Genomic DNA, 23,367 nt, shown 5'->3' with positions numbered 1-23,367 from the left:
CGGTTTTAGTTGTCGTAACCCAGGTTCGGCGCCAGCCAACGCTCGGTCACACTCAGCTCCTGGCCTTTGCGCGACGTATAGCTCTGCACCTGGTCCTTGTCGACCTTGCCCACGGCGAAGTATTGCGCCTGCGGATGAGCGAAGTACCAGCCGCTGACCGCCGCCGCCGGGAACATCGCGTAGTGCTCGGTCAGGAACACCCCGCTGCGGCCCGCCTGCATTTCGCGGGCTTGCGGGTCGAGCAGTGCGAACAGGGTGCCTTTCTCGGTGTGATCCGGGCAGGCCGGGTAGCCCGGCGCAGGGCGGATGCCGGTGTACTGTTCCTTGATCAGCGCCTCGTTGTCCAGCGTCTCGTCCTTGGCGTAACCCCAGTAATCCTTACGGACCTGCTGGTGCAGCCATTCGGCGCAGGCCTCGGCCAGACGGTCGGCCAGGGCCTTGACCATGATCGAGTTGTAATCGTCGCCGGCATCCTGGTAAGCCTTGGCCACTTCTTCAGCGCCGATCCCGGCGGTGGTAATGAACCCCCCCACGTAGTCGGTGACTTCGCTGTCCTTCGGGGCCACGAAGTCGGCCAGGGAGAAATTCGGTTTGCCATCGGTCTTGATGATCTGCTGGCGCAAGTGATGCAGCTTGGCCAGTGGCTTGCCGTCGTCGCCGTAGAGCTCGATGTCATCGTCGCGCACCTGGTTGGCCGGCCAGAAGCCGAACACCGCACGGGCGCTGATGAGTTTTTCGTCAATCAGCTTGGCGAGCATTTCCCGGGCATCGGCGTACAGCGCGGTGGCAGCTTCACCGACCACTTCATCGCTAAGGATGCGCGGGAACTTGCCGGCCAGGTCCCAGGAGATGAAGAACGGCGTCCAGTCGATGTACTCGGCCAGGACCTTGAGGTCGATGTTGTCCAGCACCTTGGCGCCGGTGAAGGTCGGTTTGACCGGGGTGTAGGTGCTCCAGTCGAACTGCGGTTTCTTGGCGATCGCGGCCGGATAGCTCAGGCGTTCGGTGCGGGCGCTGCGGTTGGCGGTGCGCTCGCGGACCTCGATGTATTCCAGGCGGGTCTTCTCGACGAAGGCCGGTTTCAATTCCTTGGACAGCAACTGCGTTGCCACGCCCACGGCACGGGACGCATCGGTGACGTAGATCACCGCATCGTTGCTGTACTTCGGTTCGATCTTCACCGCCGTGTGGGCCTTGGAGGTGGTCGCGCCGCCGATCATCAACGGCAGGTGGAAGTCCTGGCGCTGCATCTCGCGGGCCACGTGGACCATTTCATCCAGCGAAGGCGTGATCAGGCCGGACAGGCCGATGATGTCGCACTTCTGCTCCTTGGCCACTTGCAGGATCTTCTCGGCCGGCACCATCACGCCAAGGTCGACGATGTCGTAGCCGTTACAGCCCAGCACCACGCCGACGATGTTCTTGCCGATGTCGTGCACGTCGCCCTTGACCGTGGCCATGAGGATCTTGCCCTTGGCTTCCGGTTTGTCGCCTTTTTCCAGTTCGATGAACGGGATCAGGTGGGCCACGGCCTGTTTCATCACGCGGGCGGATTTCACCACCTGCGGCAGGAACATTTTGCCGGCACCGAACAGGTCGCCGACGATGTTCATGCCGGACATCAGCGGCCCTTCGATGACTTCGATCGGCCGGGCGAACGACTGGCGCGACTCTTCGGTGTCTTCGACGATGTGGGTGGTAATGCCCTTGACCAGTGCGTGTTCCAGGCGCTTGTTGACGTCCCAGTTGCGCCACTCTTCGGTCTCGGCTTCCTTGACGCTGCCGTCGCCCTTGTACTTGTCGGCGATGGCGAGGAGGGCATCGGTGCCTTCCGGGGTGCGGTTGAGGATCACGTCTTCCACGGCATCGCGCAGTTCGGCCGGGATCTGGTCGTAGATCTCCAGCTGGCCGGCGTTGACGATACCCATGGTCAGGCCGTTGCGGATCGCATACAGCAGGAACACCGAGTGAATCGCCTCGCGCACCGGGTTGTTGCCGCGGAACGAGAACGACACGTTGGACACGCCGCCCGAGGTCAGGGCATACGGCAGTTCGTCGCGGATGTAGGCGCAGGCGTTGATGAAGTCCACAGCGTAGTTGTTGTGTTCTTCGATGCCGGTGGCGACGGCGAAGATGTTCGGGTCAAAGATAATGTCTTCCGGCGGGAAGCCGACGTCATTGACCAGGATGTCGTAGGAGCGTTTGCAGATTTCTTTCTTGCGCGCTTCGGTGTCGGCCTGGCCGGCTTCGTCGAAGGCCATCACGACCACGGCGGCGCCGTAGCGCTTGCACAGTTTGGCGTGCTGAATGAACTGCTCGACGCCTTCCTTCATGCTGATCGAGTTGACGATGCCCTTGCCCTGAATGCATTTCAGGCCGGCTTCGATCACTTCCCACTTGGAGGAGTCGATCATGATCGGCACACGGGAGATGTCCGGCTCGCCGGCAATCAGATTGAGGAAGGTGACCATGGCCTTCTTCGAATCGAGCATGCCTTCGTCCATGTTGATGTCGATCACCTGGGCGCCGGCTTCGACCTGCTGCAGGGCGACTTCCAGGGCTTCGGTGTAGTTGTCGTCACGAATCAGCCGGGCGAACTTGGCGGAACCGGTGATGTTCGTGCGTTCGCCGACGTTGACGAACAGCGAGCTGCGATCGATGGTGAAGGGTTCCAGGCCCGACAGGCGGCAGGCCTTGGGAATCTCCGGGATCTCGCGCGGTGCGTATCCGGCCACGGCCTTGGCAATGGCCTTGATATGGCCCGGGGTGGTGCCGCAGCAACCGCCGACAATGTTGAGGAAGCCGCTTTGGGCGAATTCTTCGATGACCTTGGCGGTTTCCGACGGCAGTTCGTCGTACTCGCCGAATTCGTTTGGCAGGCCGGCGTTCGGGTGCGCGGAGACGTAGGTGCCGGCCTTGTTCGACAGCTCTTCCAGGTACGGGCGCAATTCGCTGGCACCAAGGGCGCAGTTCAGACCGACCGAGATCGGCTTGGCGTGGGCTACGGAGTTCCAGAAAGCCTCGGTGGTCTGACCCGACAAGGTGCGGCCCGAAGCATCGGTGATGGTGCCGGAAATCATGATCGGCAACTCGACGCCCAGCTCTTCGTAAACCCCTTGCACGGCAAAGATCGCGGCCTTGGCGTTCAGGGTATCGAAGATGGTTTCGATCAGGATCAGGTCGGCGCCGCCTTCGATCAGGCCCTTGGTGGCCTCGGTGTAGTTTTCCACCAATTCATCGAAGGTCACGTTGCGATAGCCGGGGTTGTTCACGTCCGGCGACAGCGAGCAGGTACGGCTGGTCGGGCCGAGCACGCCGGCGACAAAGCGCGGCTTGTCCGGCGTTTCCAGGGTCTTGGCGTCTGCCACCTTGCGTGCCAGGCGGGCGCCTTCTACGTTTAACTCGTACGCCAGGTCCTGCATGCCGTAGTCGGCCTGGGACACCTGGGTGGCGTTGAAGGTGTTGGTTTCCAGAATGTCGGCGCCGGCATCCAGGTAGGCTTTTTCGATCGAGCCGATCACGTCCGGGCGGGTCAGTATCAACAGGTCGTTGTTGCCCTTGACGTCGCTCGGCCAGTCGGCGAAGCGTTTGCCGCGGTAATCCTGCTCCTCGAGCTTGTAGCTCTGGATCATCGTGCCCATACCGCCATCGAGTATCAGGATGCGCTCTTTGAGGGCGTGCTTGAGAGCTTGAAGGCGAACACTGCGATCGGACATTGGGACTACTCGGAAAGACCATGACGAAGGGGCGGGATGATAGCAAACCTGTGCGGATTTAGAGCATGTCGCGGTTTTGCATGAATCTCGCTCATGTTTGAGCGCTGCCACGCCCACACTTTCCCGACAAAAATACTAGGACTTTGTCCGGCGCGTTGATTGGCGTAAACTGCGCCCAAGCCTGCGAGGAGTTTCCATGACCGCTATTACCATTACCGACGCCGCCCACGACTATCTGGCCGATCTGCTCTCCAAGCAGAACACGCCGGGTATCGGCATCCGCGTCTTTATCACCCAGCCTGGCACCCAGTACGCCGAAACCTGCATTGCCTACTGCAAGCCGGGCGAAGAAAAACCTGAAGACACGGCGCTGGGGCTGAAAAGCTTCACCGCCTACATCGATTCGTTCAGCGAAGCGTTCCTGGACGACGCGGTAGTCGACTACGCCACCGACCGCATGGGCGGCCAGCTGACCATCAAGGCGCCAAACGCCAAAGTACCGATGGTCAACGCCGACAGCCCGATCAACGAGCGTATCAACTATTACCTGCAGACCGAGATCAACCCGGGGCTCGCGAGCCACGGCGGTCAGGTCAGCCTGATCGATGTGGTCGAGGACGGCATCGCCGTGCTCAAGTTCGGCGGTGGCTGCCAGGGCTGCGGCCAGGCGGACGTCACCCTGCGCGAAGGCATTGAGCGCACCTTGCTTGAGCGTGTTCCCGAGTTGAAGGGTGTTCGGGACGTGACCGACCATACGCAGAAAGAAAACGCCTACTACTAAGTAAGGTGTTCGCTGCAAAAAATAAAAAAACGGCGCCCCGTGAGCGCCGTTTTTTTATGGGAAATCACCTGAGCCCCAAAACATCGCAGCCTTCGGCAGCTCCTACAGGGAGTACGCATTCCAATGTAGGAGCTGCCGGAGGCTGCGATCTTTTGATCTTAGGGTCTGTAGAGATGCGCATGCCCTGCGCGATACAGCGACGACTCACTGAATTGATCACTCCCCAGCACCCGACCCACCAGAATCAACGCCGTGCGCCGAAACCCCTTCGCCTCGACCTTCCCGGCAATATCCTCAAGCGTCCCCACCACCCAATCCTGATCCGGCCAGGTCGCCCGGTGAATCACCGCGATCGGACAGTCCGCACCGTAATGCGGCAGCAATTCGACCAGGATCTTCTGCAGATGATTGACCCCCAGATGGATCGCCATGGTTGCCCCATGCTGCGCCAGGCTGCCCAACTCTTCGCCGGCCGGCATCGTCGTCTTGTCGGCGTAGCGGGTCAGAATCACGCTCTGTGACACGTCCGGCAAGGTCAACTCCGCACCCAGCAGGGCCGCACAGGCCGCTGTCGCGGTCACACCGGGAATGATTTCAAAGGCAATATCGAGTTCACGCAGGTAGCGGATCTGCTCGCCGATGGCGCCATACAGGCTCGGATCGCCGGAATGCACCCGCGCCACATCCTGGCCCTTGGCATGGGCGCACTTGATCAGTTCGATGATCTGTTCCAGGTGCAGTTCGGCGCTGTTCACCAGTTGTTCGGCCTGATGACCTTCGAGTACGGCGGCGGGCACCAGGGAGCCGGCATAGATGATCACCGGGCAGCTGCGGATCAGCCGTTGGCCTTTGATGGTGATCAGTTCCGGGTCGCCGGGGCCTGCGCCAATGAAATAGACAGTCATCGTCGGTTCCTGTGAAAAAGGGCCTGGGCAAGGCTTCAGATGAAGATTGCTCATGATCGAAGGCGGGGATTGTCGGGGGTTTTATGCAGCGCCAGCCAACGCGAGGGTGGCCTGGGCATATTTCTGTCGTGAAATCAGCAGCTTCGCCGGCGCCTGGGCCAGTTGTTCGGCCAGGGCCAGGGCGGCACTTTCCGCGACGCCGTAACAGCCGGTGCGTTCGAACGCGATGTCCGAGCGGTGGCTGAGTTGCGGCTGGTAACCGGCCAATTGTTCGCTGCTGAAATACATCAGCGGCAGCGCGAGCTGTGCGGCCAGTTCGATGAGGCCCGGTTCTTCGCGCTTCAGGTCGATGCTGGCCAGTGCCTTGACCTGGTGTAGCTCGATGCGATGAGCCTGCAGCGCCTGGTCGAGCAATGCCCGCAACGTACTCACGGGGCAGCCGCGCTGGCAGCCCAGGCCGACCACCAGGGTCGGCACGGTGCTGTTATCCGTCATGCGTGGTATTGGCCATCGCTTTTGCGGCGGAACAACCAGGCGCTGATCAGGCCCAGGGCCAGCCAGAACGCGACGTTGGTCAGCTGCGAAGCGATTTTGAACTGCGACTCGAGCGCTTGCGGCGCGAGCATCGAATGAACTTCCGGTTGTGGCGCGCCAATCACGTGTGGCACGGCAAGGATGGCGACACCGAGGATCTTCATCAGCCAATGACGACTGAACACGATCAGGGCGATGCCGGCCGCGGTGGAGGCGGCAGTGCCGATCCACCAGGTCTGCCGTTGCGCCAGATCGGCCGCGGCAGTCCCCGGCAATTCAGGCGGCAGGCCGAGGGTCGGCGCCAGCACGAAGGTCGCATAGCCGGCCAGGCCCCAGAGCAGGCCTTGAGAGGTTCTGGTCGGGGCGCGCAAAGTGTAGAGACCGGCGAGCATCAACGCGAAACCGACCGCTACCACCAGGTTGCCACCGGTGGTCGACAGCACGCGCTGCCAGCCGTCTTCCGGTTCCCAGGCCTCGGCATCATGGGTGTGAGCGGCGACGGCACCTGCGGTGTGCTCATGGACTTCAACAGCCGCCGGCTCGGATTTTTCGTAGGTCTCGGCCTGCAGAATCAGCGGCGAAACCCAGAAACTTTGCAGCAGGGTCAGCAGCAGGGCGGCCAGCAGCCCAGTGAAACCTGCGGTTTGCGCGATACGCTTGATCATGTCGACAGGTCTCAATGGCACGGGAAGGCGGAGCTGTGACGGGTGTCGTGCGCAGCATTGTGCACCGCCTCGATGTGCGAGAAACCGGCGAAATACACAAGGCAGGCGCCAAGGATCGACGCACAGGCGGCGGCGGTCAGGCGTTGAGTCAGGGTCGTGGTGCTGCTGGCGGTGCTCTTGTCCGTGTTGCTGCCGGTGCTGCTGATGATCGACATGGCGCTTCCCTCTGGTCTGTCAGTGGGTGAATAGAGCGCATGGAAGACCCCTGCGAGCCGGGCACGCAGAGGTTCAAACAGCGCCCGCCCACCGCGGGTTTGTTATTCAGTGATCGTAATGGTCACTTTGTGTTGCGGGCCGGTCTCCGGGCTCGCGAGGGGCCAAGGCTTGCGCCTGTACCTGCAAGCGTCACCTTCCCATGCCGAACTGCTGGCACAGTGGATCTGACGCTTCGCTCGCTTACCGTTGCGGGGGCAGCACCGGACTGACATGGCCTTGAGTAAAGCACATGATTCACCGGTTTCCCGTTTCACCCTGTGAAGGGCACCCGTAACAAGGCGTGTAGGAGAGCATGGGCGGGGGTTGGGCGTCAATTGGCAAGGGTTCTCACCTGGAGCCGAATGATGATTGGCTCTTTGTAGGAGCTGCCGAAGGCTGCGATCTTTTGATCTTGATTTTAATAAGCAAAATCAAAAGATCGCAGCCTTCGGCAGCTCCTACAGGGGAACGCGTACCGCTCAACGATTGACCCGCCTCCACACGATGCGTAGCCTTGCGCATTCGAGGTTCTTCGGCGTCTGCCGAAGCTAAGAAGGGAACGCGGTCGATGCCGCGGCTGCCCCCGCAACTGTGAACGGTGATGTTCGCTGCCACGCCACTGCAAACCCTGTGCAACGGGTTCGCGGGAAGGCGCAGCGAATGCCAGGCCCACAAGCCCGGCACACCGTCAGCCAGGAGACCTGCCTCGACACAGATTCTCACTACAACCGGGCGGGGTGATCCGGTGGCGGAACTCTTGCGCGCGCACATCCGTCGCAGCGATTGTCGTCCCGTATGCCCGCCACCTTGCCAAAGGGCATCCGATGAAAACACTGGCCAAACTTCCCGTCACCATCGTTACCGGCTTCCTCGGCTCGGGCAAGACCACCTTGCTGCGGCACATGCTCGACAACGCCCAGGGTCGTCGCATCGCGGTGATCGTCAACGAGTTCGGCGAGCTGGGCATCGATGGCGAAATCCTCAAGCAGTGCTCCATCGGCTGCACTGAAGAAGAAGCCAGCGGCCGCGTCTACGAACTGGCCAACGGCTGCCTGTGCTGCACCGTCCAGGAAGAATTCTTCCCGGTGATGCGCGAATTGGTGGCCCGTCGCGGCGACCTCGATCACATTCTCATCGAAACCTCGGGCCTGGCCCTGCCAAAACCACTGGTGCAAGCCTTCCAGTGGCCGGAAATCCGCAGCGCCTGCACGGTCGACGCGGTCATTACCGTGGTCGACAGCCCGGCTGTCGCCGCCGGCACCTTCGCCGCCTTCCCGGACCAGGTCGACGCCCAGCGCAAACTCGACCCGAACCTGGACCACGAATCGCCGCTGCACGAACTGTTCGCCGACCAACTGGCCAGCGCCGACCTGGTGATCCTCAACAAGGCCGACCTGATCAGCCCTGAAGACCTGGCCCGTGTGCGCCTGGAAGTCGCCGAAGAACTGCCGCCAGCGGTGAAAGTCATCGAAGCCAGCAGCGGCCGCCTGCCGCTGGACGTACTGATCGGCCTCGGTGTCGGTTCCGAAGCGCACATCGACAGTCGTCACAGCCATCATGATCATCACCATGAAGGCGAGGACGATCACGACCACGACGCCTTCGATTCGATCTCCATCGAACTGCCGCAAGCTGACGAAAGCCTGCTGCTGGATGCCTTGACCCAACTGGTGGTCCAGCACGGCATCCTGCGCGTCAAAGGGTTCGCCGCGATCCCGGGCAAGCCGATGCGCCTGTTGATCCAGGGCGTGGGCACGCGCTTTGACAAGCATTTCGACCGTCAGTGGGGCGCCGAAGAAGCGCGCACCACGCGCTTGGTGTTGATCGGCCAGGCGCTGGACGCGGCGCTGCTCGAAGCGCAATTGCGCGCCGCACTCAGCGTCTAAGCCATGCACCTGCTCAGGACCCAGCCCGGCGGTTTCGTATCGGATGACAATATCGCCGACCTTGGACAGACCCCCGCCGAGTTGGTGATCCTGTGCAGCGGCGACTCCAGCCTGGCGCTGCTCGCTGAAGCGGCGCAGCAGTTGCCGGACGATTACCCGAGCGTGCGCCTGGCCAACCCGATGCAGGTGCAGAATCACGCCTCGGTCGACCTGTATGTCGACCAGGTCCTGCGTCACGCCAAGGTCATTCTGCTTTCCCTGCACGGTGGCATCGCCTATTGGCGTTACGGCGTCGAGCGGCTGGTGGAGTTGTCCGGGCGCGGGGTGCAGCTGATCCTGGTGCCGGGCGATGATCGTCCGGACCCGGAACTCAGCGACCTGAGCACTGTGGTTGCGCAAGACCGCGACCGACTCTGGCATTACCTGCGCCAGGGCGGCATGGCCAATGCCCTCGATATGTTTCGCTGTCTCGCCAATCGTTGGCTGGATCGCGACTACGCCTGGGCCGAGCCGCAGACCCTTGCGCGCACGGCGATCTACCATCCACAACAAAGCCCCGCCGCACTGCAGGATTGGCAAGCCGACTGGCAGGCCGATCAACCGGTAGCGGCCGTGCTGTTTTACCGCTCGCATCTGCAGGCGGCGAACACCGCTTTCATCGATGTTTTCTGCCAGCGCTTGCAGGCAGCGGGGCTTAACCCGCTGCCGATTGCCGTGGCCAGTTTGAAAGAGCCCGGCTGCCTGGCCGTGGTCGAGGACCTGCTGGATGAGGTCGCTGCCGGTGTGATTCTCAACACCACCGGTTTCGCCCAGTCCAGCCCCGAAGCGCCGCAGTTGCGGCCGTTTCGCCGCAATATTCCAGTGATTCAGGCCATTTGCGCCCAAGACAACGAGCCCGGTTGGCGCGCCAGCGAGCAGGGCCTCGGTCCGCGGGATCTGGCGATGCACATCGCGCTGCCGGAGCTGGACGGACGGATCATCAGCCGGCCGATCAGTTTCAAGGACCTGGCCTGGCGCAGCGAGCGCAGTCAGTCGGACGTGGTGTGTTATCGACCGCAACCGGAACGCATGGATTTCGTCGCCGAACTGGCGCGGCGCTGGATCGATCTGGCGCGGGTGCCCAATGGCGAGAAACGCATTGCGCTGATCCTGGCCAACTACCCGACCCGCGATGGGCGCATCGGCAATGGTGTCGGCCTCGACACACCTGCCGCCGCGCTGAACATCCTGCGTGCGCTGCATAACGAAGGTTATCCGCTACCGGCCCGGTTGCCCGACAGCGGCACCGCGTTGATCCAGCAATTGCTCGGCGGCGTCAGCAACGATCTCGATACCCTCGACCAGCGACCATGCCAGCAAAGCCTGGCACTGGACGACTATCAGCGGATGTTCGACGCGCTCCCCGCCGCCAACCGCCAGGCCGTGCTGGAACGCTGGGGCAGCCCTGAAAGCGATCCGATGTTCCGCGGCGGGCGGATGATGATTGCCGGGTTGCGTTTGGGCCTGACCTTCGTCGGCATTCAACCGGCCCGGGGTTATCAGGTCGACCCAAGCGCGGTCTACCATGACCCGGACCTGGTGCCACCGCATGGCTATCTCGCGTTCTATTTCTGGCTGCGCAACACCTATGGCGCCCACGGCGTGATTCATGTCGGCAAGCACGGCAACCTTGAATGGCTGCCGGGCAAGGGCGTCGGTCTGTCGGAAAATTGCTGGCCGGATGCGCTGCTCGGGCCGCTGCCGAACATCTATCCGTTTATCGTCAACGACCCGGGCGAGGGCGCCCAGGCCAAGCGCCGTACCCAGGCGGTGATCATCGATCACCTGATGCCGCCGCTGACCCGCGCCGAAACCTACGGGCCGCTGCGCAACCTCGAATTGCTGGCCGACGAATATTACGAAGCGCAATTGCTCGATCCCCGGCGTGCCCGGGAATTGCAGCGGGACATTCTGCAACTGGTGCGCGACAGCCATATCGACCGCGAACTGCAGCTGGATGAAAAACTCGACAGCGATGCCGATGCGGCGATCTGGCTGCCGCGCCTGGACACCTATTTGTGCGACTTGAAAGAGTCGCAGATCCGCGATGGCCTGCACGTGTTCGGCGAGTCGCCGACGGGGCGTTTGCGCATTGATACCTTGTTGGCTTTGCTGCGGATTCCCCGTGGCGACGGGCGAGGGGCGCAATCGAGTGTGATGCGGGCATTGGCCAAGGCCTTCGAGCTGGGGTTCGATCCGCTGGATTGTGCGCTGGCAGAACCTTGGGTCGGGCCGCGTCCGGATGAATTGCAAGCGCTGAGCGATGACGCCTGGCGCACCCTGGGCGATACCCGCGAACGCCTGGAACTGTTCGCCGCTCAACTGATTTCGCAGACTGTGGGTACCGAGATCGGGCTACCCACCCATTCTCCAGCCAACCCCATACCCTGTGGGAGCGAGCTTGCTCGCGATAGCGGTGTGTCAGATAAATCAATGTCGACTGACACACCGCTATCGCGAGCAAGCTCGCTCCCACAGGGTCCAGGTTGGTCTGACGTAAGCGCCATCCTCCACAGCCTGCGCGAAGTCGTCGCGCCGCGCCTGGATGCCTGTGGCCCGGCGGAAATGTGCGGTCTGCTCGATGCCTTGAGCGGTCGTTTCGTCATGGCCGGCCCCAGCGGTGCACCCAGTCGCGGGCGCCTGGACGTGCTGCCGACCGGGCGCAACTTTTATTCGGTGGACGTGCGCAACCTGCCGACCACCACCGCGTGGCGCATCGGTTTCCAGTCGGCGAACCTGATGCTTGAACGGCACCTGCAAGACCATGGTGATCACCTGCGCCAGCTCGGCCTGTCGGTCTGGGGCACCGCGACCATGCGCACCGGCGGTGACGACATCGCCCAGGCCATGGCGCTGATGGGCGTGCGGCCGGTCTGGGCCACCGGCAGTCAGCGGGTCGATGATTTTGAGATCCTGCCGCTGAGCGTGCTCGACCGTCCGCGGGTCGACGTGACCTTGCGCGTGTCCGGCTTCTTCCGCGATGCCTTTGCCAACCTGATCCGCCTGTTCGACGCGGCCGTGCAAGCGGTCGCCGCCCTCGACGAGCCGGACGACCTCAACCCGTTGGCGGCCAAGGTCCGCGCCGAGCGTGAAACGCTGCTGCAATCGGGTCTGGATGAAGAGATGGCTCGGCGCCAGGCCGGTTGGCGCATCTTTGGTGCCAAACCCGGTGCCTACGGCGCGGGCGTGCAAGGCGCGATTGACGGACGACTGTGGCAAAGCCGGCAGGACCTGGCCGAGGTTTACCTGAATTGGGGCGGTTACGCCTACGGCGGTTCCGACGAGGGTACCGCTGCCCGTGAACAGTTCGCCCAGCGCTTGAGCCAGGTGCAGGCGGTGCTGCAAAACCAGGACAACCGCGAGCACGACTTGCTCGACTCCAACGACTATTACCAATTCCAGGGCGGTATGCTCGCGGCCGTGGAAAGCCTCAGCGGCGAAGCGGCGGCCAGTTACCATGGCGATCACAGCCAGCCGGACCTGCCGAAGATCCGCACCCTGAAGGAAGAGCTGAACCGGGTGATCCGTTCCCGGGCGGCCAACCCGAAGTGGATCGACGGCGTGAAGCGTCATGGCTATAAAGGCGCGTTCGAACTGGCGGCCACCGTCGACAACCTGTTTGCTTTCGACGCCACGACGCAATTGATTGACGATCACCAGTACGCTCTGTTGGCGGACGCTTATCTGCTGGACCCGGCGACCCGGGACTTTGTTCGCGAGCACAATCCTCATGCACTGCGCGACATGACCGAGCGCCTGCTGGAAGCGCAGCAGCGGGGCATGTGGCAGGAGCCGGGCGAGTACCGCGAGGCGCTGGAGAATTTGTTGCTCGACATAGAAGAAGACATATGACCGACACCCCCCATTTCCCCCTCTCCGCCGTGGTCGGCGCCGACGCCTTGAAACTCGCCCTCTACCTCACCGCCATCGACCCGAAAATCGGCGGTGTGCTGATCGAAGGCCCGCGCGGCATGGCCAAATCGACCCTGGCCCGAGGCCTCGCGGACCTGCTGGCCAGCGGTCAATTCGTCACCTTGCCGCTGGGTGCTACCGAAGAACGCCTGGTCGGCACCCTCGACCTCGACGCCGCGCTGAGCGAGGGTCGCGCGCAATTCTCCCCTGGCGTGCTGGCCAAGGCGGACGGCGGCGTGCTGTACGTCGATGAGGTCAACCTGCTGCCCGATCACCTGGTGGACCTGTTGCTCGACGTGGCCGCCAGCGGCACCAACCTGATCGAGCGCGATGGCATTTCCCATCGGCATTCGGCGAAGTTCGTGCTGATCGGCACCATGAACCCGGAGGAGGGGGAACTGCGTCCGCAATTGCTCGACCGCTTTGGTTTGAACGTTGCCCTCAGCGGTCACACCGTGCCGACCGAACGTGGTCAGATCATTCGCCGGCGATTGGATTTCGACAGCGATCCCCAGCGTTTCTGCGTCGAGTGGGAAAGCCGGCAGCAATCACTGCGTGAGCGTTGCCAGGCAGCGCGCAGCACACTGGCGAGCATCCCCCTCGACGATCAGGCGCTGGCGCAGATCACCGAGCGCTGTTTTGCCGCGGGTGTCGATGGCCTGCGCGCCGATCTGGTGTGGTTGCGCGCGGCCCGTGCCCACGCAGCCTGGCGCGGTGCGAGCGCCATTGCCGAGGAAGATATCGATGCGGTTGCCGAGTTCGCCCTGCGCCATCGTCGTCGCGAACAGGCGCCGCCTGCGCCACAACACCATCAACCGCAGGCTGGCCAGCATTCAAACCCTGGGGAAGGCCAGGGCCAATGGGGCGAAATGCCCGCCCAGGCATTGCCGGTCGGTGCCCGCCGTGAACTGCCGAGCTGGCCAAAAAAGCCTTAGGCATTCGCCCTCGATCTGACGCGGGGGCGAATGCCAGGCCCCGCGCCGGACGGTTGGACCACGGCAAGCAAGGCAAGCGCCATGCGGCGCGCAACGGCTCGATCGACTGGCCCGGAACCTTGCAGGGTGGCCGCCCGCGCAAGCGCGATGACGTGCTGTTCCACCTGCGTACCCGTTCACCTCATGAACTGTGGCTGGTGATCGTCGACGCCTCGGCCTCGACCCGCCGCCATCAGGCGTTGAGCGACGCCAAGGGCCTGCTGGCACAACTGTTCGACGACGCCTACCGCCAGCGCGCGCGCCTGGCTTTGCTGACCGCCAGCGGCCAGGTACCGACATGGCAAGTGCAAGGGTTGAAGGCGTCCGCCGGTTTGCGTACCTGGCTGGATGGCCTCGGAGCGGGTGGCGGCACGCCGTTACTGGCAGCGCTGGGTGAAGCGGGACGCTGGCTGGCCGCCCGTCAGAAGCGTTTTCCGGCGGAGCGACAGCGACTGTTGCTGGTGACCGATGGCCGATTGAAAGACTTCACGATGTTGCCGACCCTTGATTGTCCGGGGCTGTTGATTGACATTGAGCGAGGGCCGATTCGGCTTGGGCGGGCGAGGGTGTTGGCGAGCGGGTTGGGTGCAGATTATCGGCATATCGATGATATAGGGGCTGCCGATACCTGCACTCTTTTGAGTTTTTCTGCGACTTCCCCGCCGGATACAAGTCTGTGAAGATCAAAAGATCGCAGCCTGCGGCAGCTCCTACAGAAAGCGGGTACATCCGAAATACCATAGGTGTACAACAATCGGGGTAGGAGCTGCCGCAGGCTGCGATCTTTTGATCTTCACAGGAGTGACGCATGCGTGTTCTAGCCGCCAACCATCAGGACGATTTCCGCGTCAAAGCCTACGCCGGCACCAACGGCGTGTTGTTAGCCATGGACCTGGCCAAGCCTCGGCGCAAAGGCCTGCCGGGTTGGGAGCTCTCACATTGATCACCTCGTCTCCATGGCCTGCGATGCGAATGCCGAGCGGGTGCTGGCGTCGCTCACGGAGTGGTCCTGAGGGAAGCGGCCGTGACTGAAGCGTTCGGCGCCGGGATCGGATTGCGCATCAGCGTGCCCACCACCAACGCCCCGAGCAAGGCCAGCAAACCCGCGACCCACAGCAACAGACTGAAACCGCCGACGAACGCCTGACGGGCCAGCGGTTCCACCAGTGAACGTGCGGTGTCGGGCAACAGGCTCATCGCGGCGCTCATGTCGCCGGCCACCACCCGCGAGGCGATGCCCTGGGTCTGGTCGAGCCATGGCGCACCCTGGGTCGACAGGCTGGTGCGCAGTAACTGCTCGGTATGGCTGGACAGCAACGCGCCGAATACACCGATGGCCAGCACAATCGCGCTGAAACGCATGGTCGTGCTCATGCCCGAAGCCATGCCGGTGCGCGCCCGTGGCACGCAGGCCATGATGTTCTTTTGCGTGTCGCCGTTAAGCAGCCCGGCCCCGGCACCGGTCACGGCAATCGCCAGGGCGAAGGGCAGGTAGCCGCCGCTGCTGACGGCCCAGGCACTGAGCAGATTACCGCTGCCGACCAGGGTCAAACCGGCGGCCATCATGGTCGCAGGCGCAAATCGACTGGACAGGCGCACACCGATACGCGGGCAAATCAGCATGGTCAGGGCGAACGGCAACATCCCCAGGCCCGACGCAATGGCTGAGAACCCCAGGCCGTTTTGCAGGTAGAACGGCAGCAGGGTCATCATCACCTGAGCACAGCCGGCGTAGGCAAACATGCCCAGCAGTGCGCCGATAAAGCGCGGATGCTTGAACAATTGCAGATCGACCATCGGCCGCTGCTGCAGTCGTTCAATCACCACGAACAGCCCCAGCAACAGGGCGCCGCCGATCAGTCGGGCGTAGGTCAGCGGGTTGCTCCAGCCGATGCGGTTGGCTTCGATCAGGCCCCAGATCAGACACAGCAAACTGGCGCTGAAGGCCAGGCTGCCCCAAGGGTCCAGACGTGCGGATTGGGTGTCGCGAGATTCCGGCACCGCATGCCAGACCATCGCCATCAAGAACAAGCCAACCGGCAGATTCAGGTAGAAAATCCAGCGCCAGCCGATGTATTCGGTGATCACTCCGCCGACGGTCGGCGCGGCGGTCATCGCCACCCCCATGCACGCGCCCCAGAACGCCCAGGCCTTGGCCCGCTCCACTTCGTCGTGAAAGGTATGGCCGATGGAGGCCAGGGCCGAGGTCAGCAGTAACGCCGCGCCGACACCCTTGATCGCCCGGACGATGTCGAGAAACAACGCGTTAGGCGCCGCGCCGCAACCGATGGACGCGAGGATGAAGATGCCCAGGCCGCAGAGCAGGGTTTTCTGGCGGCCGAAACGGTCGGCGATGCTTCCTGCCGGCAACAGCAGGGCGGCGAAGGCCAGCATGTAGGCGCTGACCACCCATTCGATGTCGGCAAAGTTCGCGCCCAGGTCCCTTGCGATCGTGGGCAGGGTGACGGCGACGATGTTGGTGTCGAGGACGATCAGCGAACAAACGCCGGAGGCCGTCAGCAACGTCAGGCGAGGGCTGACCCGGCTCATGATGTGATTGCCTTTTGGGCAAGGTGATTGCATCTGAGCGCGATAAGCAGTTTGACGTACATGGCAGGGGCTCTTTACTGTGATTGCCTGGAAAGCTTATCGCGACCGAATGCAGGCTTCGTTAGCCGGATAACGGGATTTCATTACCTTTGAGCTAATACAGCGATGGACATACGGCATTTCCGTTATTTTCTGGCCGTTGCCCGGCAAGGCAACTTCACCCGTGCCGCCGAGCAACTCGGTATCGCACCGCCGACCTTGACCCGCCAGATCCAGGACATGGAAAACGAACTCGGCACGCGATTGTTCGTGCGCCAGACGCGTGAAGTCAGCCTGACCGAGGCCGGCGCCGCGCTGGTGATCGAGGCCGAGGCGACGGTGCGGCAATTCGAATACGCCCAGCACAACGCCCAGCGTGCCGGACGCGGGGATATTGGCCATATCGAACTGGGTTACGTGGCGTCGGCGGTGTATTCGGGCTTGCTGCAGAAACAGGTGCAGGCCTTCAGCCGCGAGTGTCCTGATGTCAGCCTCAACGTACGGGAAAGTCCCATGGCGTCATTGCCGGCAATGGTGGTCGAGGGGCGTTTCGATATTGGCTATGTCCGCTCACCCATGACCTTGCCCGAAGGCATCGAGGCCATTTGCCTGGACGCCGAAGGCTTTGTGCTGGCGTTGCCGACCGAGTCCTGGTTGTGTCGTTTGCAGGAGATCAGTCCGGAACATTTGCAAAACGAGACATTCATCCTGCCGGAACAAATCAGCGGCACCTTGCAAGTCGCCGCCCAGGGTGGATTCGCACCAAAACTGGGTGCGCAGCCAGGCGGGCTGGTGGCGGTGATTGCCCTGGTGTCCCTGGGGCAGGGCGTGGCTGTGGTGCCCGAATCGGTGGTTGGGCACGTCGGTTTGCCCGGCGTGTTGTACCGTCCGATCAAGGGCTGTGCGGCGAGTTCGTGGTTGTCGTTGATTCATCGGCGGTTCGAGAAATCGGCGGCAGTGGCGAGGTATATCGAACAGGTTAAAAACCGCTGAAAGATCGCCCTGTAGGAGCTGCCGAAGGCTGCGATCTTTTGATCTTCTACAGATTTTGTAATGATTTCTGACTGTAGGAAAAGTCCCATTCACCTGTACGCTCCAAGGCCTTTTTCCTTTCAGGACTTGCATGAACACCCTCTTGGAGCCTCCCGGTTATCCTTCCTCTTCGCGCTACCCCGCGCTCTTGACGCACGCGAAACACCCGGTCTTTCGACTTTCGAACAGCTTCGACATTGCAGCTCCACGGCCTCTGCGCCGCGCCTTGCCGTGCCCGGCATTCTGACAATCACCGAAGAGACCGAGACTTATTTATGGAATGGATAGCTGACCCCACCGCCTGGCTGGGCTTGTTGACCCTAATCGTGCTGGAGCTGGTGCTGGGCATCGACAACCTGGTGTTTATCGCGATCCTCGCCGACAAACTGCCGCCCGAGCAGCGCGACCGTGCGCGAATCATCGGCCTGTCCCTGGCCTTGTTGATGCGCCTGGGCCTGCTGGCGAGTATTTCCTGGCTGGTGACCCTGACTCAGCCGCTGTTCGAGGTGTTCGACAAGAGCTTCTCCGGCCGTGACCTGATCATGCTGTTCGGTGGTGTGTTCCTGTTGTTCAAGGCCACCATGGAATTGCATGAACGACTCGAAGGCCATGTCGGCGAGCGCTCGTCCAACGCGGCTTATGCCATGTTCTGGCCGATCGTGGCGCAGATTGTGGTGCTCGATGCGGTGTTCTCCCTGGACGCGGTGATTACCGCCGTGGGCATGGTCGATGAGTTGGCGGTGATGATGATCGCGGTGATCATTTCCATCGGCCTGATGATCGTTGCCAGCAAGCCGCTGACCCGATTCGTCAACGCGCATCCGACGGTGATCATGCTCTGTCTGGGCTTCCTGATGATGATCGGCTTCGCCCTGACCGCCGAAGGCCTGGGCTTCCATATTCCCAAGGGCTATCTGTACGCGGCCATTGGCTTCTCGATCCTGATCGAAGTCTTCAACCAGATCGCCCGGGCTCGCCGCAAGCGGTCCATGCAGGGCCTGCGGCCAATACGTGAACGCACCGCCCACGCGGTAATGCGTTTGCTCGGTGGTCGACGGTTGGCGGTGGAGGAAGTCGGCGAGGACATCGCCGACATGCTGGACAACGGAGAAGCGCCAAACGGCGAACTGTTCGACCGCCGTGAACGGGTGATGATCAGCGGCGTGTTGCAACTGGCCGAGCGGCCGATCCGTACCGTGATGACCGTACGCGCCGACGTCGATCACATCGACCTGGCCGACGATGCCGAAACCATCCGCACACGGCTGATGCATTCGTCCTACTCGCGCTTGCCGCTGATTCGCGACGGAGCGGTGGATGAGCCCTTGGGCTTCGTGCACAAAAAAGAACTGCTCAAGGAATACCTGGCCGGCAACGAACCCGGCCTTGAGGATCTGGCGCGCAAGACCATCAACTTGCTGGACAGCTACTCGATCCTCAATGCCCTGGAACAGATGCGCAAGGCTTCGACCCACATTGCGTTCGTGGTCAATGAATTCGGCGACTTCGTCGGCGTGCTGACCATGACCGACATTCTCGAATCGATTGCCGGCGAACTGCCCGATGCCAGCGAAATCGAAGGCCCGGATGTGGTTGAAGCGCAGGGCGGGTTCATGGTCAGCGGCGCGTTGAACCTGGCGCGGGTGCGTCAGCGCACCGGCTTTTCGGCAGAACCGACCGACGACTACCAGACCCTCGCGGGGTTGGTGGTGAGCGTGCTGGACCGACTGCCGATGATTGGTGACAGCCATGAGTGGGAAGGCTGGCGGTTGACGGTGATGGCGGTTGAGGAACGGCGGGTGACGCGGGTGTTGCTGGCACCTGTCGGCGGGTAACTTTGCGCTGCTGCTGAAGGCCCCTTCGCGAGCAAGCTCGCTCCCACATTAGACCGTGTTCGCCAATACGACTCGGTCAATGGTGGGAGCGAGCCTGCTCGCGAATGCAATCGTTCAAACGAAGAGTATTTCAGCCCCGAATCCGCACACCAGGATGCAAGGATATGTGGCTTTAGCCGTGGAATTTATAAGAAAAAGGCATGTGTAACGTCCGGCTTAAAGTGCTATTTTGAATGCCATTAAAGGCACTCCAGGAACAGAGTCATGACGCATATCGTGCTTTCGAAAGTCGTCGCCAGCATTTCTGAACTCAAGAAAAACCCTATGGGAACAGTCGCGGCCGGTGGTGGCTTGTCCGTCGCGATTCTTAACCGCAACGAGCCGGCTTTCTACTGCGTCCCTGCCAAAGAATATGAAGCGATGATGGATCGACTGGAAGACATGGAGTTGATTGCCCTCTGCCGCGAACGAGAAAACGATCCGACGATCAAGGTTTCTATCGATGACCTATGAGTTGGAATTTTCCGATAAAGCCTGGAAAGAGTGGGAAAAGCTTGGCGCAACATTGAGGGAGCAGTTCAAGAAGAAGTTGCAGGAGCGACTCTCAAATCCGCACGTTCCGGCTGACCGGCTAAACGGGCTGGGGAATGCATACAAGATCAAGCTCCGTAATGCCGGGTATCGGCTGGTATACCGCGTCGTCGATGAGGTACTGGTAGTGACGGTGATAGCGGTAGGAAAGAGGGAGCGCGGAGAAGTTTATAAGTACGCAGGAAAACGCTAGATTTATTAGAGATGAATTTTTGCAATCGCAAGTACTCGCAAAGTCAGGTAGTCCCCGTACTACTAACCCAAGACAGTCTGGCAGCCAACCAGAAATTTGCGGGATACGTTGTCCAGACGCCAATACGAAGCCCCAACGGAGGCTTTGCTTCATTTTGAAGCTCCATCCCTCATATGTGGTGCAAATACCCGCGCTGTGTAGCCAACGGTAGCGCATCGCCATTTTGTGTATTACGCCAGGCCTTTATTTGCGCTTCCACGCATCCCCCTGATTCAAAACACTTTTCAATCTCCCCAACATCCCCTCCACAACCTGTGGCACACTTTCTGCTGTCTATTCCGTTGTTACATACCATGTTCCGGTATAGCGGAATACACATCACCCTGGAGTGCTTGCCATGCATCGCGGACCTTCCTTGTTCAAAGCGTGTGTTTTTCTCTTCGCGGCTTCGGCTGCTGCCGTGGGGGTTGCCCAGGCTGCAGACAGCAAGCTCGACAGTGTGCTGGCCCGCGGGAAGTTGATCGTCGGTACGGGCAGTACCAATGCCCCGTGGCACTTCCAGGGCGCGGACGGCAAGTTGCAGGGTTTCGATATCGATATTGCGCGGATGGTCGCCAAGGGCTTGTTCAATGACCCGAGCAAGGTCGAGTTCGTGGTGCAGTCCTCCGATGCGCGGATTCCCAACCTGCTGACCGACAAGGTCGACATGAGTTGCCAGTTCATCACCGTGACCGCCAGCCGGGCGCAGCAAGTGGCGTTTACCCTGCCGTACTACCGTGAAGGTGTCGGCCTGCTGTTACCCGCCAACAGCAAGTACAAGGAGATCGAAGACCTCAAGGCCGCCGGCGACGGCGTGACTGTTGCGGTACTGCAGAACGTGTATGCCGAAGAACTGGTGCATCAGGCCTTGCCCAAGGCCAAGGTCGATCAGTACGACAGCGTGGACTTGATGTATCAGGCGGTGAACTCCGGCCGTGCCGATGCCGCGGCGACCGATCAGTCGTCGGTCAAGTACCTGATGGTGCAGAACCAGGGTCGCTATCGCAGCCCGGCCTACGCCTGGAGCCCGCAAACCTACGCCTGCGCGGTCAAGCGTGGCGATCAGGACTGGCTGAACTTCGTCAACACCGCCCTGCATGAGGCCATGACCGGCGTTGAGTTCCCGACTTACGCGGCCTCGTTCAAGCAGTGGTTCGGTGTCGATCTGCCCACCCCGGCCATTGGTTTTCCCGTCGAATATAAATGACCCCGTGAGAGTGGGGCGCCCATAACGCGCCCCGTTCAAGGTACTGCTGACCATGAACTATCAGTTGAACTTTGCTGCCGTGTGGCGCGATTTCGACACCTTGCTGGCGGGGCTCGGCCTGGGTCTTCAGCTGGCGCTGGTGTCGATCGCCATCGGCTGCGTGATCGGCCTGCTGATGGCATTTGCCTTGCTGTCGAAGCATCGCGCGTTGCGGGTGCTGGCGTCGGTGTATGTGACGGTGATCCGCAATACGCCGATCCTGGTGTTGATTCTGTTGATCTACTTCGCTTTGCCGAGCCTGGGCATTCGCCTGGACAAGATCCCGTCGTTCATTATCACCCTGTCGCTGTATGCCGGGGCGTACTTGACCGAAGTGTTCCGCGGCGGGCTGTTGAGCATTCCCAAGGGCCAGCGCGAAGCCGGCCTCGCCATCGGGCTCGGTGAGTGGCAGGTCAAGGCCTACGTCACCGTGCCGGTGATGTTGCGCAATGTGTTGCCGGCGCTGTCGAACAATTTCATTTCGCTGTTCAAGGACACCTCGCTGGCGGCGGCGATTGCCGTGCCGGAGCTGACCTATTACGCGCGCAAGATCAATGTCGAGAGCTACCGGGTGATTGAAACCTGGATGGTCACTACAGCGCTCTATGTTGCGGCCTGTTACCTCATTGCCATGATGCTGCGTTACCTCGAGCAGCGCCTGGCGATTCGCCGATAGGAGGCCCCATGTACGAATCCCCCAGTTGGTTGCATGAGTTGTGGGTGGCGCGGGAAGTGCTGTGGCAGGGCTTTCTGACCAGTGTGCAGGTGTCGGCCCTGGCGATTCTGCTGGGCACGATGGTCGGCATCGTTACCGGCCTGGTGCTGACCTACGGCAAGTTCTGGATGCGCGCCCCGTTTCGGTTTTACGTCGACGTCATTCGCGGCACGCCGGTGTTTGTGCTGGTGCTGGCCTGCTTCTACATGGCGCCGGCGCTGGGTTGGCAGATCAGTGCATTCCAGGCGGGTGCCTTGGGGCTGACGCTGTTTTGCGGCTCGCACGTGGCCGAGATCGTGCGCGGTGCCTTGCAAGCGCTGCCCAGCGGTCAGATGGAAGCGAGCAAGGCCATCGGCCTGACGTTCTTTCAATCCCTCGGTTATGTGCTGCTGCCTCAGGCACTGCGGCAGATCCTGCCGACCTGGGTCAACTCGTCCACCGAGATCGTCAAGGCTTCGACGCTGTTGTCGGTGATTGGCGTGGCCGAGTTGCTGCTCAGTACACAGCAGATCATTGCCCGGACCTTCATGACCCTGGAGTTTTACCTGTTCGCCGGTTTTCTGTTTTTCGTCATCAACTACGGCATCGAATTACTCGGCCGGCACATTGAAAAGCGGGTGGCCCTGCCATGACTCACACTCAAACTCAAATTCAACGCTCCAATGCAACAGACCCCAAGGCGCAAAACGGCCAGCCCCTGCTGGACATTCGCGGCTTGCACAAACAGTACGGCCAACTCGAAGTGCTCAAGGGCGTCGACCTGACGATGCAGCGCGGCAACGTCGTGACGCTGATCGGCTCCAGCGGCTCGGGCAAGACCACGTTGCTGCGCTGCGTGAACATGCTCGAAGAGTTCCAGGGCGGGCAGATCCTGCTCGACGGCGAATCCATCGGTTATGACGAGGTCAACGGCAAGCGCGTGCGCCACCCGGAAAAAGTCATCGCCCGTCATCGGGCCATGACCGGCATGGCATTCCAGCAGTTCAACCTGTTTCCGCACCTCACGGCGTTGCAGAACGTCACCCTCGGGTTGCTCAAGGTCAAGAAGCTGCACAAGGACGAGGCGGTGGCCCTGGCGGAAAAATGGCTGGAGCGGGTCGGGCTGCTGGAGCGCCGTGACCACTACCCCGGTCAGTTGTCCGGCGGTCAGCAACAGCGTGTGGCGATTGCCCGGGCGATTGCGATGAACCCGAGCCTGATGCTGTTTGACGAAGTCACCTCGGCCCTTGACCCGGAACTGGTGGGCGAAGTGCTGAACGTGATCAAGGGCCTGGCCGAAGACGGCATGACCATGTTGCTGGTGACCCACGAAATGCGCTTCGCTTTCGAGGTCTCGGACAAGATCGTGTTCATGAATCAGGGGCGGATCGAAGAGCAGGGGCCGCCCAAGGAACTGTTTGAGCGCCCGCAATCGCCGCGACTGGCGGAATTTCTCAAGAACACGCGTTTCTGACTTTTAT

General features: G+C 61.6%; 20 protein-coding genes and 2 riboswitches. Of the genes, 14 read left to right on the top strand and 6 right to left on the bottom strand.

Going from position 1 to position 23,367, the window contains the following annotated elements:
- Nucleotides 1-5: 5 nt before the first annotated feature.
- Nucleotides 6-3,716, bottom strand: a complete 3,711-nt coding sequence (gene metH, locus ACA062_RS18385) for a methionine synthase (protein WP_497452373.1) — start codon at nucleotides 3,714-3,716, stop codon at nucleotides 6-8.
- A 196-nt stretch (nucleotides 3,717-3,912) separates the two neighbouring features.
- Here metH and nfuA point away from each other — a divergent pair, with 196 nt between their 5' ends.
- A complete protein-coding gene (gene nfuA, locus ACA062_RS18380; protein WP_497452372.1) occupies nucleotides 3,913-4,497 on the top strand; it encodes a Fe-S biogenesis protein NfuA in 585 nt (194 codons plus the stop codon).
- Between the two features lie 158 nt (nucleotides 4,498-4,655).
- On the opposite strand, the gene cobM is transcribed toward nfuA, so the two are convergent.
- From cobM to ACA062_RS18360, 4 genes are all read right to left on the bottom strand, one after another.
- Nucleotides 4,656-5,402: a precorrin-4 C(11)-methyltransferase gene (cobM, locus tag ACA062_RS18375; protein ID WP_497452371.1), complete on the bottom strand. Its 747-nt coding sequence runs from the start codon at nucleotides 5,400-5,402 to the stop codon at nucleotides 4,656-4,658.
- An 81-nt stretch (nucleotides 5,403-5,483) separates the two neighbouring features.
- Nucleotides 5,484-5,897 carry a cobalamin biosynthesis protein gene (locus tag ACA062_RS18370; RefSeq protein ID WP_497452370.1) on the bottom strand — a complete coding sequence of 138 codons (414 nt, stop codon included), beginning with the start codon at nucleotides 5,895-5,897 and terminating at the stop codon, nucleotides 5,484-5,486.
- The gene (locus ACA062_RS18365) at nucleotides 5,894-6,601 is read right to left on the bottom strand and encodes a CbtA family protein (RefSeq protein ID WP_497452369.1); all 708 of its coding nucleotides are present in this window, start codon (nucleotides 6,599-6,601) and stop codon (nucleotides 5,894-5,896) included. Before ACA062_RS18365 ends, ACA062_RS18370 begins: the two co-directional genes overlap by 4 nt.
- Nucleotides 6,602-6,612: 11 nt before the next feature.
- Entirely contained in the window at nucleotides 6,613-6,816 is a 204-nt protein-coding gene (locus ACA062_RS18360; protein ID WP_497434762.1) for a CbtB domain-containing protein, read from the bottom strand.
- Between the two features lie 120 nt (nucleotides 6,817-6,936).
- A riboswitch (cobalamin riboswitch) is annotated at nucleotides 6,937-7,164 on the bottom strand.
- Between the two features lie 200 nt (nucleotides 7,165-7,364).
- A riboswitch (cobalamin riboswitch) is annotated at nucleotides 7,365-7,579 on the top strand.
- Between the two features lie 101 nt (nucleotides 7,580-7,680).
- Here ACA062_RS18360 and cobW point away from each other — a divergent pair.
- The 5 genes from cobW (at nucleotide 7,681) to ACA062_RS18335 (ending at nucleotide 14,610) form a co-directional block, all read left to right on the top strand.
- On the top strand, nucleotides 7,681-8,742 hold the full coding sequence (gene cobW / locus ACA062_RS18355; protein ID WP_497452368.1) for a cobalamin biosynthesis protein CobW: 1,062 nt from the start codon (nucleotides 7,681-7,683) through the stop codon (nucleotides 8,740-8,742).
- A 3-nt stretch (nucleotides 8,743-8,745) separates the two neighbouring features.
- Complete coding sequence (gene cobN, locus ACA062_RS18350; RefSeq protein WP_497452367.1) at nucleotides 8,746-12,633, top strand: cobaltochelatase subunit CobN; 3,888 nt, start codon at nucleotides 8,746-8,748, stop codon at nucleotides 12,631-12,633.
- Entirely contained in the window at nucleotides 12,630-13,628 is a 999-nt protein-coding gene (locus ACA062_RS18345) for a magnesium chelatase ATPase subunit I (RefSeq protein WP_497452366.1), read from the top strand. Before cobN ends, ACA062_RS18345 begins: the two co-directional genes overlap by 4 nt.
- A complete protein-coding gene (locus ACA062_RS18340; protein WP_497457451.1) occupies nucleotides 13,610-14,347 on the top strand; it encodes a vWA domain-containing protein in 738 nt (245 codons plus the stop codon). The genes ACA062_RS18345 and ACA062_RS18340 overlap by 19 nt, the downstream gene beginning before the upstream one ends.
- A gap of 128 nt (nucleotides 14,348-14,475) precedes the next feature.
- A complete protein-coding gene (locus tag ACA062_RS18335) occupies nucleotides 14,476-14,610 on the top strand; it encodes a hypothetical protein (protein ID WP_497457530.1) in 135 nt (44 codons plus the stop codon).
- Between the two features lie 53 nt (nucleotides 14,611-14,663).
- Here ACA062_RS18335 and ACA062_RS18330 read toward each other — a convergent pair whose 3' ends face one another.
- Entirely contained in the window at nucleotides 14,664-16,217 is a 1,554-nt protein-coding gene (locus ACA062_RS18330) for an MFS transporter (RefSeq protein ID WP_497452365.1), read from the bottom strand.
- Nucleotides 16,218-16,382: 165 nt separating this feature from the next.
- Here ACA062_RS18330 and ACA062_RS18325 point away from each other — a divergent pair, with 165 nt between their 5' ends.
- From ACA062_RS18325 to ACA062_RS18290, 8 genes are all read left to right on the top strand, one after another.
- Nucleotides 16,383-17,249, top strand: coding sequence for a LysR family transcriptional regulator (locus ACA062_RS18325; protein ID WP_497452364.1), 867 nt, complete (start codon nucleotides 16,383-16,385; stop codon nucleotides 17,247-17,249).
- A gap of 314 nt (nucleotides 17,250-17,563) precedes the next feature.
- The gene (locus ACA062_RS18320) at nucleotides 17,564-19,123 is read left to right on the top strand and encodes a TerC family protein (RefSeq protein ID WP_497452363.1); all 1,560 of its coding nucleotides are present in this window, start codon (nucleotides 17,564-17,566) and stop codon (nucleotides 19,121-19,123) included.
- A gap of 264 nt (nucleotides 19,124-19,387) precedes the next feature.
- Complete coding sequence (locus ACA062_RS18315) at nucleotides 19,388-19,636, top strand: type II toxin-antitoxin system Phd/YefM family antitoxin (protein WP_497452362.1); 249 nt, start codon at nucleotides 19,388-19,390, stop codon at nucleotides 19,634-19,636.
- A complete protein-coding gene (locus ACA062_RS18310) occupies nucleotides 19,626-19,907 on the top strand; it encodes a type II toxin-antitoxin system RelE family toxin (protein WP_497452361.1) in 282 nt (93 codons plus the stop codon). Before ACA062_RS18315 ends, ACA062_RS18310 begins: the two co-directional genes overlap by 11 nt.
- A 397-nt stretch (nucleotides 19,908-20,304) precedes the next feature.
- Nucleotides 20,305-21,153, top strand: a complete 849-nt coding sequence (locus ACA062_RS18305; RefSeq protein ID WP_497452360.1) for a transporter substrate-binding protein — start codon at nucleotides 20,305-20,307, stop codon at nucleotides 21,151-21,153.
- Between the two features lie 52 nt (nucleotides 21,154-21,205).
- Nucleotides 21,206-21,868, top strand: a complete 663-nt coding sequence (locus tag ACA062_RS18300; protein ID WP_497452359.1) for an amino acid ABC transporter permease — start codon at nucleotides 21,206-21,208, stop codon at nucleotides 21,866-21,868.
- A gap of 8 nt (nucleotides 21,869-21,876) precedes the next feature.
- Nucleotides 21,877-22,539 carry an amino acid ABC transporter permease gene (locus tag ACA062_RS18295; protein ID WP_497452358.1) on the top strand — a complete coding sequence of 221 codons (663 nt, stop codon included), beginning with the start codon at nucleotides 21,877-21,879 and terminating at the stop codon, nucleotides 22,537-22,539.
- Nucleotides 22,536-23,360, top strand: coding sequence for an amino acid ABC transporter ATP-binding protein (locus tag ACA062_RS18290; protein WP_497452357.1), 825 nt, complete (start codon nucleotides 22,536-22,538; stop codon nucleotides 23,358-23,360). The genes ACA062_RS18295 and ACA062_RS18290 overlap by 4 nt, the downstream gene beginning before the upstream one ends.
- The last annotated feature ends 7 nt before the right edge of the window (nucleotides 23,361-23,367 follow it).

This window comes from Pseudomonas sp. LBUM1679 (assembly GCF_059695565.1).
This window is presented reverse-complemented; position numbering and strand designations above follow the sequence as displayed.